Genomic DNA, 15,472 nt, shown 5'->3' on the forward strand with positions numbered 1-15,472 from the left:
CGATATCGGCGATGGCCTTGGCCGCCGCACCGCTGGCGTACCGCAGCACACCCCATGGCGGGCTGGTCAGCAGCTTGGTCACCCAGATGTGCAGGACGGCGTCGGCGACGTCGGCGGTCCCGACGGTCAACCATCCGAGGTCGAGCACCAGCAGGCTGTTCGCCGGTGAGAGGTAGCCGTCGGGCTCGGCCAACGAGTCGTTGCACAACTGCACGAACGACGCCAACGGACGGGCCGAGGTCGCCGGGAAGTCGGTGATCTGCTCGTCGCCGTTGATGTACGAAATCACGTTCATGGCGCACCCTTTGCCCGATCCGGGCTGGTGCGATCCCCTCGCCAGTCGCAGTGGGCTGGTGATCCGTTCGAGGTCCATTTGAGTTGCTTCCTAACGGTTTTCGAACGTAGCGACCCGGGTTCTTGAGACCGTCAGCTTATGACAGGTCCAGCCGTGAACGGCCCCGACACGACGGTTCGCGGTGCGCTCGAAAATCGGGAAGGTTACAGCTCGCCGGAGAAGTCGGCGGTGATCCAGCGATCGGGCCGCACGGTGATCAGGATGCCCGGCTGGTCCGCCATCCCCTGGACGAACGCGCGGCCGCCTTCCTCACCGAGATAGCGGATCGCGATGGCCTCGCGCACATCCAGCGGCGCGGGCGTTGCGGCGTCGACGACAGTGCCCTCGACAACCACGTATTGATACGGCGGCTCCTCGCGTTGCACCACCAAGGTCACCACGCCCGCCCGCTCGATGAGCTTGGTCTTGCGGGCTGTCACGCCGGTGTTCACCAGGATGTTCCCGCCGGGCGTATAGGCGTACCAGATCGGCACGCTGGCGGGCGGGCGGCCGTCGGTGGCCGCCACGGACAACACCGCGACGTGTTTGTCGGCGAGAAACGCTTCACGTTGACTTTCGGTAAATGCAGCCACGGCCGTGTGCAACGATTCCGCAAGGGGAGCTATTCCCCCAGCGCCAGGATCAGCTTGCCGGTGTTTTCCCCGCGGAACAGCTTGAGCAACGTGTCGGGGAAGTCGCCGACGCCCCCGTGCTCGATCTGCTCGTGGGACCGCAACTGCCCACTTCCCAACCATTTCGCCAGTTGCGCAATACCTTCCGGATAGCGCTTGGCGTAGTCGAAGATGACGAACCCGGTCATCGATGCTCGTGCGACCAGCAATTGCATGTAGTTGGACGGCCCGCGCGGGGTGTCGTTATACTGCGACACCGCGCCGCAGAGCACAATGCGCGCACCGCGGGCGAGTCGGTTGAGCGCGGCCTCGAGCGTTGCCCCGCCGACGTTGTCGAAGTACACGTCGACGCCGTCCGGGGCGTGGGTCTTGAGTTCCTTGCGCAGGTCGGCGGTCTTGTAGTCGATCGCGGCGTCGAAGCCCGCTTCTTCGATCAGCCAGCGGCGTTTGTCCTCGCCGCCGGCGATGCCGACCGCGCGGCACCCCTTGATCCGGGCGATCTGCCCGACGATGCTGCCTACCGATCCGGCCGCTCCCGAAACCAGCACGGTCTGCCCCGGCTCGGGCTTGCCGATGTCGAGCAGACCGAAGTAAGCGGTCAGACCGCTGATGCCGAGCGCGCTGAGATACACCGGGGCCGGAGCAAGCGCGGTATCGATCGTGTGCACCTCGACGCCGTCGGACAACGCGTAGCGCTGAACGCCGAAGATCCCCGACACGGTGTCCCCGACCACGAAGTCGGGGTGCCGGGATTCGACGACACGGCCGACACCCAGTGCCCGCATCACTTCGCCGATCTCCACCGGCGGCACGTAACTGCGGCCGGCGTTCAGCCAGGTGCGCATTGCCGGATCGATCGATAGGTAATCAACGTGGACAACGAATTGCCCATTTGCTGCAACGGGTTTGGGTTCCTCGACGATCGACCAGTTGCTGGCCGACAGCTTTTCAGTCGGTCGCTCGGCGAGTCGGCACTGGATGTTAGCGGGGCTCATAAGCGGTCTCCTGTGTGGGTGTGAGGCTCCGATTGAGGTCTGCGGCGCAGCCGAGGGCGCTGCGGCCGCTGGGATCTTCGGCGGTCACGGGGATCACCGCGACGGTGTCGGCGCCGGCATTCAGATAGTCGCGTATCCGGTCGGTCACCTGGCCCGGATCGCCCAAAGCCGCCAGCTTCGCGGCTAATTCGAGCGGGATCGCCGCAGCCAGGTCCGCCCGTCGCGCACCGGAGCGGGCCCGCTCGACCAGGTCGGCGAATCCCAGGTCGCAGAACATCTCGCCGTAGCCGGGCGGGGCGAAGTAGACCGCCAGCTGACCGGCCAGCTGACACCGCGCAGCCTCCCCGGGTCGTACCGCAACCGGCACCCACGCGGTCACCTGCGGCGGAAGCCGGCCCACCGCGATAGACTGCACCTCGAGCTGCTCGCGGACCTGCGAAACACGCTGCGGCGAAGCCAGATTCAGTACCACCTCGTCAGCAAACTCCGCGGCAAGCCGCATCATCGACGGGCCGAAGGCCCCGACGCCGATACGGATGCCTGGCAACGGGTGTCGCAACCGGAAACCGTGACTGCGAACATACCGGCCGTCGTAATCGCCGCGTTCGCCGCGCAGGATCGGCCGTAGGCACTCGATCGTCTCGCGCATCCGATCGACGCCGTGCGACCAGTCCCGGTCATGCCAGCCCGACACGATGAACGGACTGGAGGCGCCCAGCGCGATGTCGACCTCGGCGCCGGTGAGCCCGGCAACCGTGCTCGCGCCCAACGCGATTGCCGCGGGCGTGCGCACACCGATCGGCAGCGGGCCGATCCGTAGTCCCAGGCCAGGCGCACGGGCACCGATCGCGGTGGCCAACGCGAACGCGTCGAACGTCGCCATCTCGCCGATCCACAACCCGGCGATCCCGGCGGCGGCGACGGCCTCGGCGATCTCCAGCGCCTCCAGGTCGGGCCGGTCGAGCCAGAACGGCAGGACCGCTTCGACCGGCGATCTCACAGCATCGCCGCCTCGGTGGCCTGACCCAGCAGGATGCGGCCGGGCAGTTCGCGCGACGCCTCGTTCACCTGGAAGTGCGCGGTGGCGGTGAAGGCATCCCGCAGGCGTCGTTGCAGTGGTGCGCCGTCGTAGATGGCGCTGCCGCCGGCGAGGTCGTACATCGACCGAACAACGTCGGCGGACACACGCACCCCGTGGGTGGCGGCCAGCCGTAACCGGTTGCGCGCCTCCAGCGGGTTGTTCGGGCCGACTTCAGCTGCGTGCCAAGCTGTTTCGATCGCCTGATAGTAGCCGGCCCGGGCGGCTTCGAGCGCCGACTCGGCCGTGGCTACGGCCGCCTGGACAGTGGACCGTTCGGCCAGCGTGCGGCTGGCGGCCACCCCCTTCTTGGTGCCGGCGAGCTCGACGAAGTTGTCGATCGCAGCCCGCGCGTTGCCCATCGCCGCGGCCGTGATGCAGGCGGCGAAGAAGCCGAACGGCGGGAATCGGTATAGCGGGCGGTCGATCACCGGTCCGTCGAAGATCGAGAGCACCCGCTCGTCGGGGACGAAGATCTCGTCGGCGACGGTGTCGTGGCTGCCGGTGCCGCGCAGGCCCAGGGTGTGCCAGGTGTCCAGGATCTGTAGTTGCTCGGTGGGCAGTGCCAGCACCGCCGGTGTGTCCTCGAGCACGCAACCGGCGAACAACACGTCGGCATGGGTGATGCCGCTGCAGAATGCCCAGCGGCCCGAGACCACCACACCCCCCGGAACGCGGCGCGCCTTACCCTGCGGCGCCCACACCCCGGCGGCCAGTCCGCGGCCGCCGCCGAACAGTTCGTCGCGGCTCGCCGGCGGCAAGTAGGCGACCAGCAGGGTGCTGGTGATCCCGATCGACACACACCAGCCGGCCGATGCGTCGCCGCGCGCCACCTCTTCCGCGCACCGCAGTGCGGTGCCCGCAGGCAATTCCAGCGCCTCGACCTCCACCGGCGCGCCTGCCCGTAGCAACCCCGAATCCCGCAGCGCCTCAAGCAGTTCCGCAGGTAGTCGACGGGCGGAGTCGATCTCGTCAGCCATGCCACGCGCGAGATCGGCGATCTGGGTGGCCCTGGTCAGGACAGCAGCGGTGGCGACATCGGTGTCCATACGTCCTCGCTTTGCACAGCCGGCGCGGGTGGATCAGCCACGTTACCACTACCGGTTTAGTTTTTGAACCGGTACATTTTATGAACCATGGATTACCCGGATTTGTCCCACCGCTTCGATGGCGAGTCGGTGGCGCGCGCGCTCGAGATCGTGGGCGAACGGTGGACGCTGCTGATCCTGCGCGAGGCGTTTTTCGGGGTGCGCCGCTTCGGCCAGTTGGCCCGCAACCTTCAGATCCCGCGGCCGACGTTGTCGGCACGGCTGCGGACTCTCGTCGACAAGGGCCTATTGGAAAAGGCGCTCTACGCAAGCGATCCCGACCGCCATGAGTACCGGCTGACCGATCCCGGCCGAGACCTGTTCGCGGCCATCGTCGTTTTGATGCAGTGGGGCGACCAGCACCTCCCCCATCCGCAGGGCCCGCCGATCGTGCTGCATCACCAGCCGTGCGACCGGACCGCCGACCCGATGCTGGTGTGCGCGTACTGCCGGCAGGAGATCACCGCGCACAACGTCACCCCAGAGCCCGGGCCTGGCTTCGTCGGCGTCTGAGCCGATCCGGAAGACGGGGTCGACCGTGACCAACGGGCGCGCTCCGACCATTCTGGACGGCCCTGACTGCGGGCCGGCTACCTCCAGGCAAAGACCGGCTGCTCCAACTCGTCGACCGGATCGTGGCGGCCGTCCAGGCAGAGCCAACGCAACTGCAACAGCACGGCACCGGTCGGCGCGTGGACGAGATCGTTGCCCAGCGGTATTTGGACGACGGGCCGCGAACTCTCCGGGATGGCAATGAATCGCGGCGAGTCGGCACGCTGCAGCTGGTGGATCCCGACCCGGTAGACCGCCACCACTTCGTCGGGTGCCGGTTGCGGGTCGAGTCGCCCGCCGCCCCAGATCACCACCGGGGTAATGACGTAGCCGGACCGGGTCGGGTAGTCGTCGAGCAAACCCAACACGTTGGAGGGTGCGAGCTTGATGCCGACCTCCTCGTCCAGTTCGCGCAGAGCCGCGTCGATCGCGGTCTCGCCGGGATCCAGGCGCCCACCCGGAAGCGCCCACTGTGCAGGGTGCGAGCTGAGCCGTGAGGTCCTGCGACACAACAGGAATGCGGCACCGCCGGAGACGTCGACCATGCGACCGTCGAGAGACTCAGGCATCGGGCGTCCGGCAATCCAATCGTCGACCGGGGCGGGGTCGATCCTGTCCTCCCCGACTTCGGAGTCGACCAGCAGCACCGCGACGGCCGCGTGACGCTTCGTCGGGTCGTCGACCACGCGACGGTCGTGGGCGGCCAGCCGGTCGCGGATCTGCTCGCGCAGCGCCTCGTGGTATGGAATGGTCACCATCCGAGCGTATGGCCTATTCGACTCGTGCGTAGTGACTTAACTAACTCGCCGAGTGGTATCCGATGGTCGATGCTAGAGCCTCAACCGGCGCGCACCGACCATCCGCTGGCATCGGCAGCCTCGGAGGCGAACCGAGCCCGGCCAAGGAGCCATGCGGCCTGAGTTGACCCCAGGCCGCATGAACTGACTAGCGGGTAGCGGTTCAGGCGTGGCCGTTACCGCAGCCGACGCCCGGAAGGCATCCGACACCGCCGGGAACGCCGCCCGGTCCTGCGAACTGGCCGCCGGAGCCACAGCCGACGCCCGGGACACAGCCCTGACCGCCGGGGCCGCCACCCGGGCCACCGTCCTGACCGCCGGACCCACAGGTTCCGTTGCCGTCGCAACCACTACCACCCGGTAACTGTTGGTAGATGACGTGAGTGGAAGCCGAGCCGTTCGAGCCTACGCCGGCCTCAGCTGCCGCGATAGGCAGCACCGCCATCGCTGCCGCTACCGCTCCACCAACTACCACTGATTTCACTACACTCAATTTGGACATGCCACTATTTTACCCCTTGCGCACATGTCCAAAACATCGAATCACTCGACTCGCGGGCGGACTGCTGACATGCCTGCCCGCTAAACTTCGACCTATCGCCAAGCCGCGGAAATACAACGCTGAGCAGCGTCGGCCGGACCTATGCGATGCCGCTCTCGAACTGCTGGCAAATGACGGCGCGCGTGGATTCAGTCGTCCGGAAGGGGTCCGCCGCGCTACGTTCTTATCCGATCGACGTCCTTATCCGATCGACTCGCTGCAGCTGTATTTCACCAACGCGTGCTGATCGACAGCGGTCTCATCGGTGTATCGCTTACTCGCCGAGCCCCTTACTCAGGCAAGTGACCGACATGCTGCGGGCTCCATGCCACGGGGCCGCAGCAACATCTGACGCTGAGCTCCGCGCTAGCCGCCTGTCCAGCGATTAACCTGGCGAGATGAGCGGCAACCGGGTGCCCGGCGGGGCGGTCCACAAGCTTCCCGCGGACCTGCGCCAAGCGCTACTGGCCGACACCACGGCGCTCGCCGGCTGGAAAGCCATCACACCGCTGGCGCGCAACGAATTCATCTGCTGGGTCGACGACGCCAAGAAACAGAAGACCTGGGAGCGCCGGATCCGGCACACCCAGGAAGAACTCGAGGAAGGCCTGCGCCGGCCGTGTTGCTGGCCCGGCCGCAAGCACCGCGGGCGAAACGGCAAAGCCTAGGCCGCCACGAGGCGCCGTCGCGATCGCGAGACATGATGTCGGGATGACCACCGAGATCCGCGTGCTCGACAGCGAACGCGACCTCGTCGCCGCGGCCAATGTATTCCGTACCGCCATGATCGGGTTCCCGCTTCTGGCGGATCTCGCGCCCGGACAGATCGCCCGACTTCTCGAACCCGGCCGCACGATCGGCGCATTCGCCGACGGCCAACTGGTCGGCACCGCCGATGCCGTGACGAGCCGTCTCACCCTGCCGGGCGGCGGTATCGTCGGCCACGCCGCGGTGACGCATGTCGGGGTGCTGCCATCGTTTACCCGACGAAGCATCGGCACTGATCTGATGCGCCACCAGTTGCGTGACTTCGCCGCGCGCGGCGAGGCGGTCGCCACGCTTCGCGCGTCCGAAGCGACCATCTATGAGCGGTACGGCTACGGCGTGGCGAGCACGTCGCAGACCGTCGAGGTACAGACCGCACGGGCCGCGCTTCGTCCGGGCGTGGCGACGGGCGGGCCGGTGCGACTGCTGGACCCAGCGGAAGCCTGGGATGCGCTGCCGCGGATCTATTCCGGCAACCGGCCGTCACGTCCGGGCACCATCGACCGTCCAGATGTGTGGTGGCAGGGCGTCCGGATGCGCACTGAATCCGGCTCCAGCCCTTGGTATGTCGCGGTGCATGGCGCTGCCGGGTCTGAAACTGGGTTCGTCCGCTACCGCCCGATCGATACCGACACGTGGTTCGTCAGCGATCGGCGCACCATCGTCGTGGAGGACTTCTTCGCGCCCGTGCGCGACGCCTATCTTGGTCTGTTGCGGTTTCTGCTGGGGCTCGACCTGATCGATCGCGTGGTGTTCTGGATGCTTCCGGTCGACGACCCGCTGCCGTGGCTGCTGGTGGATCAACGCGCCGTGCAGGTCACCGCCACGCATGACGAAACGTGGCTCCGGATCGTCGACGTCGAAAAGACCTTGGCTACACGGCAATACCCGGATGGCGGAGAAGTGCGCATCGCGGTCGACGACCCGCTGCTGCCGGACAACTCCATCACGCTGGCTGTCACGGGAGCCGGCGCGCAACGCACCGACCGGTGCCCACAACTGCACGTCGGAGTGGCAGGGCTGGCGGCCGTGCTCCTGGGCGGGGCGACGTGGCGCAGTCTGTCGCTAGCCGGACTGGTTCGCGCGGATGCCCCCGCGCCGCTGGCGGCCGCCGATCGGCTGTTTGCGGTACAGCAGGCCCCGTACGCCGGAATCTTTTTCTAAAGACATTATTTTTCGGCTCGCCGTCCACGTCGTTCCAGATGGGTGATCGCACCGGCAAGCAGACCGCCTGACGGCGCTGACGGCGCTGACATCAGGTGAAGGTCAGGCGACCAGCGGCTTGGCAGTGTCCACGATGGAGTAATCACTGGCGTCACCGGAGACCACCCGGCTGTGCTCGCCGTTGGCACTGACCGGAATGTCGCCGGCGAGGGTGATGCGGTGCATGACGCGGCGTTGGCGGCCGTAGTCGGAGACCGCGTAGTGCTGCGTCGCTCGGTTGTCCCACATCGCGACGTCTCCTAGCTCCCAGTTCCACCGAATCGTGTTCTCCAGCAGAGTGATCCGGTCCTGGAAGATCCGAAACAGTGCCTGCGACTCGGTGCCGTTGACGCCAAGGATGGCCTTGACGAAGTTGCCGAGCAGCAGCGACCGTTCCCCGGTCTCCGGGTGCACACGCACCACCGGGTGATGCGTTTCGTAGTGAGTCGAGTGAAACTGGTTGGCATATTTCACGATTGCTTCAGGGTCGGCCTCCAGCGCAGCCAGCTTGGCCGGGTCGACCTGCGCGTAGTCGAACGCGTTGTTGTGCATGGCCCACAGACCGTCCGCCAGTTGTTGCAACGACTGCGGCAGCTGCTGATACGCCGATACGGTGGACGCCCAGGTGGTGGTGCCGCCGTAGGCCGGCAGTTCCACGGCGCGCAGAATCGAGGCCTTCGGCGGGCGGTCGACGAAGGTGACATCGGTGTGCCACTGGTTGGCGCCAGCACCGTTGATGGACTCCAGTCGCATCACCCGGCTGCCCTCGAACGTCAGCGTCGGGTGCGGTGTGGTGGGAACGCCGAGACTCTCCGCGAAGGCGTAGTGGGAGTCGTCGTCAAGGTGCGTCTGTCCGCGGAAGAACACGACCTTGTGGGTGATCAGCGCCGTGTTGATCGCGGCCGCGGTCTCGGCATCGAGTACGCCGAGTCGCACGCCGTCGATACGCGCGCCGATGTTCTCGCCCAGTTTGACCACACGAAGCTCACCGCTCATGACTGCTCCCTTTTCGACGCTGTCTATGTAGGCAGCTGTCTACACTCGCTGCTGTCCGCTAATGTACACAGATGGCTACAGCGAACGCAACAGTGCCGACCACCGCGAAGCCGATCGGCAAAGACGAGGTCAGTGCGGCTGTGTTGCAAGCGGCCAGCGAATTGTTCGCGGATAAGGGTCCGGCCGCCACCTCCATCCGAGAGGTCGCGACCCGGGCCGGCGTCAATCACGGCCTACTGCACCGCCACTTCGGGAGTAAACGCCGACTGCTGGCAGCGACGCTGCAGCATCTCGCGGACTCCGCCGCACTGCTGCGCGCGTCAGGTGCGGCGCAGGCGGACATCGAAGCCGCCTACGAATTCCAGGCGCGCGTCATGGTGCGCTCGACACTCGACGGTTTCCCGGTGGAAGAACTCCAACAACGCTTCCCCGGCATGGCGGCTTTCCTGGCGCAGGTACAAGCCGATCACAGCGATGACCGGACGGCGAGATTGTCGGCCGCGCACGGCATGGCTCTGCAAATCGGCTGGGGCCTGATGGGACCTACCCTGCGGGTTGCCTTCGGACTGCAGGACCTCGACGACACCGCGATCCGGACGGCGATCGCCGAGCAGATCGCGAACATTGTTGCCGCTCCCTAGGTTTCAGACCGCATGACTGTCTACTACGCAGAAGCTGCCCGGGTATTCAGCGAAGATCTGCGCCGCGCCTATTGCGCCGCCCGCACCGTGCGACGGCGCGCTGGCCGGCGTGCGAATTCCGATGTAGCTCTGTGACCTGACTGTGGCCGGCACGTGCCCGTTGCTCGGCTAGGTTTTGTCTCGGTTCATCGACGGCGGACCTGACGGCACAGGGCAGAGAATCGATGACGGGCAAGGAGTTTTATGGACTTCGAGGGTTATCACACCCGTAATCTCATGGCGCTGGCTCACCAGTGCGACGGCGTCGACAAGGGCGCGCTGTGCGCAGCCGCGATCAGGGTCATCGACAACCCGCCTCGCGACGGCATCCTGCGCAATCTGGCTGACCACGTCTGCCAAGCCGTTTTCGACTGGGCCTGCTTCGACGGCTCAACCGCACGACTGGAGGGCGTGGTAAAGGGCTACGAGACTGCGGCCCGTGCGCTGGAAGCACTTCAGGTCGAGGAGCGGCTCAACACCCGTTGAGCGAAAGCGCGGCGGCCCAACCGGTTAGCCGAACATCGAACACGCTGCGGTTTCGGTCGCAAGGCCTGGGGTCTTGGGGCACGCGCCGCAACATCGTGCCGGCTCGGCCCGTCGGGAAAGCTAGACCAAAGTCGCTGTCAGGTAACCAGATCCATCACCGAACGACGCCAGATCATCTTTGGGAACCTCGAAACCGTTGGCGGAGTAGGCTTGCTGGGTGGTCCGGACATCCGTGTGCCAACCGTAGGTACCGAGATAGTCTGCGGCTGGATTGCGGTCGCCAGTGTAGAACAACTCGGCCAGGTTGATGTTGGAACCGATGCGCTGCGCGCGCTCGGTGAGCCGCTCCGCCCAGTCGGCGGGAACGTCCCGCATGTCCATGTGCTCGGTCGCAATCCGGCTCCCTGGGGCGGAGAGCGCAGCGATGTTGTCGAATAGGCGGTCCTGCGCGTCCGGCGGCAAATAGACCAACAGGCCTTCGGCACTCCAGGCCGTCGGCCGCGTGGGGTCGAAGCCGGCCTCGGTCAGGGCGGTGGGCCAGTCTTCGCGCAAATCGATGGCGACCGTGCTCCGTTGAGCCGTCGGCTGCGCACCCAGGTCAGCCAGAGTTCGTGTCTTGAACGCGATGACCTGAGGCTGGTCGATCTCGAACACCTCGGTACCCGCCGGCCATGGTAGGCGGTAGGCACGGGTATCCAAGCCCGACGCCAGTATCACGGCCTGTCGGATGCCGGATTCGGTTGCCTGCATGAAGAACTCGTCGAAGAACCGGGTGCGTACGGCGATCTGCTCGTTCATGGCTCGTCGATTCAGCAACGGATCGTCCGCGTGCTCGATCTCACCGTCGATGAGTTTGACAAAGAGTTCGATCCCCACCGCGCGAACCAGCGGGTCGGCCCACGGGTCGTCCAACAGCGCATCCGGCTGCTGCGACGCCATCGCGCGCGAGGCGGCGACTGCGGTTGCCGTCGCGCCCACGCTGGACGCCAGGTCCCACGTGTCCTTGTCAGTACGAGCCATGGTGAAAAGCCCTCCCGCGTCAATTTACTTAGCCTACGTAACTATATCACGATGCGCGATAGGCAGTAACCTCACCTTCGTGGCGAACCGCGATCACGGCGATGTCGGCGATGCACCTTCGGTGCCGCCACCGCTGCAGCAGGTGACTGTTTCCACCCAGCCGTCGGCGGCCGAGCAGGCCCGCACCATCGCGGCCGCCGGTAACGCGGCGACACTGGCCACATTGACGGCCGATGGCGACCCCTGGGCATCGCTGGTGGCGTACGGGTTGGTGGGTGGCGCGCCCGTGCTGTGCGTGTCGAATCTCGCCGAGCACGGTCGCAACTTGGCCGCCGACCCGCGAGCCAGCTTGTCGATCGTGGCGGTGAGCACTGACGCCGACCCGCTGGCGACGGGCCGGATCACACTGGCCGGCGTCGTCGAGGCCCCACTCGGAGACGATCGGGAGGTTGCGCGCGCGGCGTACATGGATGCGATCCCCTCGGCGCGGTTCTACATCGAGTACAGCGACTTCACCCTGTGGGTGCTGCGGGTCGAGCGGGTCCGGTGGGTTGGCGGCTACGGACGGATGGACTCGGCCACCGGCGCGGACTACCTAGCTGCCGAACCAGATCCGGTGCCGCCGGTCGCAGCGCGTGCGATCGCGCACCTCAACGCCGACCACCCGGCTGCGCTGGCGTCGATGGCTCGTGCCTTCGGCGGCTACCCCGACACCGAGGAGTCGGTGTGCACGGGCATCGACCGCTACGGCCTCGACTTGCGGGTGCACACCCCACGCGGGGTCGCCTACACGCGAGTCGGCTTCCCGGAACCGCTGACCTCTGCTGAGCAATTGCGTTCGGCCACAGCCGAATTGACTCACGCCGCGAACGCCGCGAACGCCTCGTCCTGATTGTCCGCCCCGGCATAAAGTCCTCGGGCGGCCATCCCGTTGCAGACGAGATTCTGCTCTGCCGCGACTACCCGCTGGTGCGTGGATCTTTCAGCAGCGCGCGAACCAGCGGCCTCGGCCCCACCGATCGGAGCATCTGACTGGCCGGCCGGGTTCGCACGATCTTCGGCCACCAGAACCATCGCCCCAGCAGGGTGGCGATCGACGGCGTGATGAGTGAACGCACCACCAATGTGTCGAACAGCAAACCGATCCCGATGGTGGAACCGAACTGACCGATCGAGCGCAGGTCGCTGGTGATCATCGACCCCATCGTGAAGGCGAACACCATTCCTGCCGCGGTGACGACCGGACCGGTGCTGCCCATCCCCCGGATGATCCCCGTCTTGAGCCCGGCGCCGATCTCTTCTTCGATTCGGGACACCAGCATCAGGTTGTAGTCCGACCCCACAGCAAGCAGCACGATGAGCGCGAACACCAGTGCCACCCAATGGATCTGGAAGTTCAGGATGTGCTGCCACAACAGAGTCGAGAAGCCGAACGCGGCGCCCAGCGATATCACGATGGTGCCGACGATCACCGCCGCCGCCACCAGGGCCCTGGTCACCAAAACCATGATGATGAAGATCAGCGTGATTGCCGCGACGCCGGCGATCAGCAGATCGAATTCCGCGCCGTCGGCGATGTCTTTGAACGTTGCCGCGGTGCCGCCGAGGATGATGTCGGCGTTCGACAGCGAGGTCAGCTTCAGCGCTTCCCGCGCCGCCTGACGTTCGGCATCGACCGTCGAAATTCCTTCCACCGTCGCCGGGTCGACGGAGTGGGTGATGATGAATCGCGCCGCTTTGCCATCCGGCGAGATCATCAGCCTCAGCCCGAGCTGGAAGTCGGGGTTGTTGAAAACCTCTGGGGGCAAATAGAAGGAGTCGTCGACCTTGGAGTCGTCGAACGCCTCCCCCATCAACGAGTTGGTATCCGTCAGCCGGTCGAACTGCTGGATCAGGCTGTCGAAGGTGCTGTACAGCGTGTCTGTCGTGTTCCGGATCGACGTCGACGTGGCGATCATCGGCGGGATCAGATTGAGCAGCTGGTGGGTGGCCGCCGCGGTGTGCGTCAGGTCCGCGGTGAGGTGGTGGAACTGTTCGGCGAGCTGGTCGAAACCGTCGATGGAGTCGAACAACGACCGCGTCGCAAAGCAGATCGGGATGTCATAGCAGTGCTTGTCCCAATAGAAGTAACTGCGGATCGTCCGGTAGAAGTCGTCGAAGTCGGCGATGTGATCGCGCAGATTGTCGGTGATGGCCGCGGTGTCCGCGGTGGTCTTGGCGCTGTCGTCGGCGGCCGCGGCCAAGTCTTTCGTCACCGTGTACATCTGCTCGAGGATGCCGATCATCGTGTCGAGATCGTGCACGGTCTTCTTGGTGTCGGCGACGCGATCTTTCAGGTATTGCAGGTTCTCTCGGATCGGCGCGCTCTGCACGCTGACCTGGAATGCCACCGAGCCGTGTTCGATCGGAGGGCCCAGCGGCCGGGTGATGCTCTGCACCCGTTCGATGCCGGGCAACCGGAAGATATTCTTGGCGACCCGATCCAGCACCAGCAGATCGGTCGGATTACGCAGATCGTGATCCGACTCGAGCATCAACAGATCGGGGTTCAGCCGGGCCTCGGAGAAATGCGCTCCGGCCGCGTCGTAGGCCGCCTTCGAGGACACCGTGTTAGGCAGGTAGTAGCGCTCGTTGTACAGCGGTTTGAAGCCGGCCAGACCCAGCGCGCCGACGACGGCGAGCCCCAGCGACGTCGCCAAAATCGGTGCGGGCCAACGCACAATCGCGGTCGCGACGCGGCGCCAACGCATGTAGTTGACGCGACGGGCGGGATCGAGCAGACCGAAACGGCTGGCCACCGTGAGTGCTGCGGGCACCAAAGTCAACGCAGCACAGAGCAATAGGAACAGTCCGACCGAACACGGGACGCCCAGCGAGCTGAAGTACGGCAGCCGCGTGAAGCGCAGGCAGTACGTCGCCCCGACGATGGTCAGCCCGGAGCCCAGGATGACTTTGGCGACGCCGCCGAAAGTGTCGTAGTACGCGGCTTCGCGGGTCATGCCTGTGCTGCGGCCTTCGTGGAAACGGCCGACGATGAAGATCGCGTAGTCGGTACCCGCGGCGATCGCCAACGCCGTGAGCAGATTGACGGCGAACGTCGACAACCCGATGAGGCCGTGCGCGCCGAGTAGTGCGATGAATCCTCGACTGACGAAAAGTTCGATGAAGACGCAAAACAGAATCAGCAGCACAGTGACCACCGAGCGGTAAACCACCAGCAGCATCACCATGATCACCAGGACCGTGATCAGCGTCATCTTGGCCATGCTCTTGTCGCCGGCGCGGATCGTGTCGGCGGTCAGCGCCCCCTCGCCGGCGACGTAGGCCTTGACCCCGACCGGCGGTGTGGAGTTCTCGACGATTTTGCGGACGCCCTCGACGGACTTGTTACCGCGCGCCCCACCTTGATTCCCGACCAGATTGACCTGCACGTAGGCGGATTTGTGGTCAAAGCTTTCGACGCCGGATGCGGTGAAGCGGTGCCCCCAGAAGTCCAGCACGTGCTCAACATCGGCGGTGTCCTGCTTGAGCTTGCGGACCAGACTGTCGTAGTAGCGGTGGGCGTCTTCGCCCAACTCCTTGTCACCGACCAGGGTGACCAGCACCAGGTTGTCGGAGTCGTACTCGTTGAACTTCTGGCCGATGTGCTTCATGCCGGACACCGACGGCGCCTCGTTGGGCGACAGCGGTACCGAGGTCTCCTCGGCAACCTTCTCCAGTTGTGGCACGAACACGTTCAGGCCGACGGCAAGCGCCAGCCAGATCAGGATGATCGGTATCGACAGCTGACGAATCCGATGGGCGATGCGCGGCCGCTTCGTATGCTGGTCACTCACGCGGACTTGTCCAAGCAGGAGATCTGTGCGTTCTGCTGGTTGGCGTGTTGCTCGTCGACCAGCCTGCCGTCAACCGTGATGCGGCAGCCGATGTAGTCGCTATTACCCTGTGCCACAACGTAAGCGAAGATTCCCGGTAGTCGCGCGGTGATGGTGAGCTGCCAGGGCAGGGTGGTGAAGTTGGCCTGTCGGGGCTGGGCCTTTTCGTCCATCCAGTTGACGACTCCGACGGTGCCCGGCGGGCCTACCACCTCGTACGTCGCGCTCTTGGGGGCGTAAGGCGGGGTCATCCCCCGCGGGTCGAGCTTCGACGGACTCGTGATCGGGAAGACATCATGCAGGCGGTCGACGGCGAACCCACCGATCGCGAGGGCCACGGCGACGACGATCAGGACCCATCCTCGCTTCAGGATGTTCACGTCGTCGCCCCTCCCCGTGATCGCCCGCCCACGCAGATCGTACGCATAGG

General features: G+C 65.7%; 16 protein-coding genes and 1 pseudogene. 6 read left to right on the plus strand and 11 right to left on the minus strand.

Annotated features, from left to right (window positions below; translation table 11 throughout):
* The 5 genes and pseudogenes from ABDV69_RS16355 to ABDV69_RS16375 form a co-directional block, all read right to left on the minus strand.
* Positions 1-295, minus strand: a pseudogene (locus ABDV69_RS16355) (hypothetical protein); the annotation flags it as partial.
* A 203-nt stretch (positions 296-498) separates the two neighbouring features.
* Positions 499-927, minus strand: a complete 429-nt coding sequence (locus tag ABDV69_RS16360) for a pyridoxamine 5'-phosphate oxidase family protein (protein WP_343576234.1) — start codon at positions 925-927, stop codon at positions 499-501.
* A 29-nt stretch (positions 928-956) separates the two neighbouring features.
* Complete coding sequence (locus ABDV69_RS16365) at positions 957-1,961, minus strand: NADP-dependent oxidoreductase (protein ID WP_343576236.1); 1,005 nt, start codon at positions 1,959-1,961, stop codon at positions 957-959.
* Positions 1,948-2,961, minus strand: coding sequence for an LLM class F420-dependent oxidoreductase (locus tag ABDV69_RS16370; RefSeq protein ID WP_343576237.1), 1,014 nt, complete (start codon positions 2,959-2,961; stop codon positions 1,948-1,950). The genes ABDV69_RS16365 and ABDV69_RS16370 overlap by 14 nt, the downstream gene beginning before the upstream one ends.
* Entirely contained in the window at positions 2,958-4,088 is a 1,131-nt protein-coding gene (locus ABDV69_RS16375) for an acyl-CoA dehydrogenase family protein (RefSeq protein WP_343576239.1), read from the minus strand. The genes ABDV69_RS16370 and ABDV69_RS16375 overlap by 4 nt, the downstream gene beginning before the upstream one ends.
* An 87-nt stretch (positions 4,089-4,175) precedes the next feature.
* Between ABDV69_RS16375 and ABDV69_RS16380 the strand changes: the two genes are divergently transcribed.
* On the plus strand, positions 4,176-4,640 hold the full coding sequence (locus ABDV69_RS16380) for a helix-turn-helix domain-containing protein (protein ID WP_343576241.1): 465 nt from the start codon (positions 4,176-4,178) through the stop codon (positions 4,638-4,640).
* A gap of 77 nt (positions 4,641-4,717) precedes the next feature.
* Here ABDV69_RS16380 and ABDV69_RS16385 read toward each other — a convergent pair whose 3' ends face one another.
* Together ABDV69_RS16385 and ABDV69_RS16390 are read right to left on the minus strand one after the other, a co-directional pair.
* The gene (locus tag ABDV69_RS16385) at positions 4,718-5,434 is read right to left on the minus strand and encodes a CoA pyrophosphatase (RefSeq protein ID WP_343576243.1); all 717 of its coding nucleotides are present in this window, start codon (positions 5,432-5,434) and stop codon (positions 4,718-4,720) included.
* Positions 5,435-5,639: 205 nt separating this feature from the next.
* A complete protein-coding gene (locus ABDV69_RS16390) occupies positions 5,640-5,960 on the minus strand; it encodes a PE-PGRS family protein (protein WP_343576263.1) in 321 nt (106 codons plus the stop codon).
* Positions 5,961-6,415: 455 nt separating this feature from the next.
* Here ABDV69_RS16390 and ABDV69_RS16395 point away from each other — a divergent pair, with 455 nt between their 5' ends.
* A complete protein-coding gene (locus tag ABDV69_RS16395) occupies positions 6,416-6,685 on the plus strand; it encodes a YdeI/OmpD-associated family protein (protein ID WP_343576245.1) in 270 nt (89 codons plus the stop codon).
* Positions 6,686-6,728: 43 nt separating this feature from the next.
* Entirely contained in the window at positions 6,729-7,946 is a 1,218-nt protein-coding gene (locus ABDV69_RS16400; RefSeq protein ID WP_343576247.1) for a GNAT family N-acetyltransferase, read from the plus strand.
* 102 nt (positions 7,947-8,048) lie between these two features.
* On the opposite strand, the gene ABDV69_RS16405 is transcribed toward ABDV69_RS16400, so the two are convergent.
* Complete coding sequence (locus ABDV69_RS16405; RefSeq protein ID WP_343576250.1) at positions 8,049-8,981, minus strand: TauD/TfdA family dioxygenase; 933 nt, start codon at positions 8,979-8,981, stop codon at positions 8,049-8,051.
* Positions 8,982-9,052: 71 nt separating this feature from the next.
* Here ABDV69_RS16405 and ABDV69_RS16410 point away from each other — a divergent pair, with 71 nt between their 5' ends.
* Positions 9,053-9,622 (plus strand): TetR/AcrR family transcriptional regulator, encoded by a 570-nt coding sequence (locus ABDV69_RS16410; protein ID WP_343576252.1) that lies wholly within the window; start codon positions 9,053-9,055, stop codon positions 9,620-9,622.
* Positions 9,623-9,865: 243 nt separating this feature from the next.
* Positions 9,866-10,147, plus strand: a complete 282-nt coding sequence (locus ABDV69_RS16415; RefSeq protein WP_343576253.1) for a hypothetical protein — start codon at positions 9,866-9,868, stop codon at positions 10,145-10,147.
* Between the two features lie 120 nt (positions 10,148-10,267).
* Here ABDV69_RS16415 and ABDV69_RS16420 read toward each other — a convergent pair whose 3' ends face one another.
* Positions 10,268-11,167, minus strand: a complete 900-nt coding sequence (locus ABDV69_RS16420) for a class I SAM-dependent methyltransferase (RefSeq protein ID WP_343576254.1) — start codon at positions 11,165-11,167, stop codon at positions 10,268-10,270.
* A gap of 79 nt (positions 11,168-11,246) precedes the next feature.
* Here ABDV69_RS16420 and ABDV69_RS16425 point away from each other — a divergent pair, with 79 nt between their 5' ends.
* Positions 11,247-12,059 (plus strand): DUF2470 domain-containing protein, encoded by an 813-nt coding sequence (locus ABDV69_RS16425; RefSeq protein ID WP_343576256.1) that lies wholly within the window; start codon positions 11,247-11,249, stop codon positions 12,057-12,059.
* 67 nt (positions 12,060-12,126) lie between these two features.
* On the opposite strand, the gene ABDV69_RS16430 is transcribed toward ABDV69_RS16425, so the two are convergent.
* Both ABDV69_RS16430 and ABDV69_RS16435 read right to left on the minus strand, forming a co-directional pair.
* Positions 12,127-15,003: an MMPL family transporter gene (locus ABDV69_RS16430; protein ID WP_343576258.1), complete on the minus strand. Its 2,877-nt coding sequence runs from the start codon at positions 15,001-15,003 to the stop codon at positions 12,127-12,129.
* Positions 15,000-15,422: an MmpS family transport accessory protein gene (locus tag ABDV69_RS16435; RefSeq protein ID WP_343576266.1), complete on the minus strand. Its 423-nt coding sequence runs from the start codon at positions 15,420-15,422 to the stop codon at positions 15,000-15,002. Before ABDV69_RS16435 ends, ABDV69_RS16430 begins: the two co-directional genes overlap by 4 nt.
* Between the last annotated feature and the right edge of the window lie 50 nt (positions 15,423-15,472).

The organism is Mycobacterium sp. (assembly GCF_039583785.1).
Lineage (GTDB): Bacteria > Actinomycetota > Actinomycetes > Mycobacteriales > Mycobacteriaceae > Mycobacterium.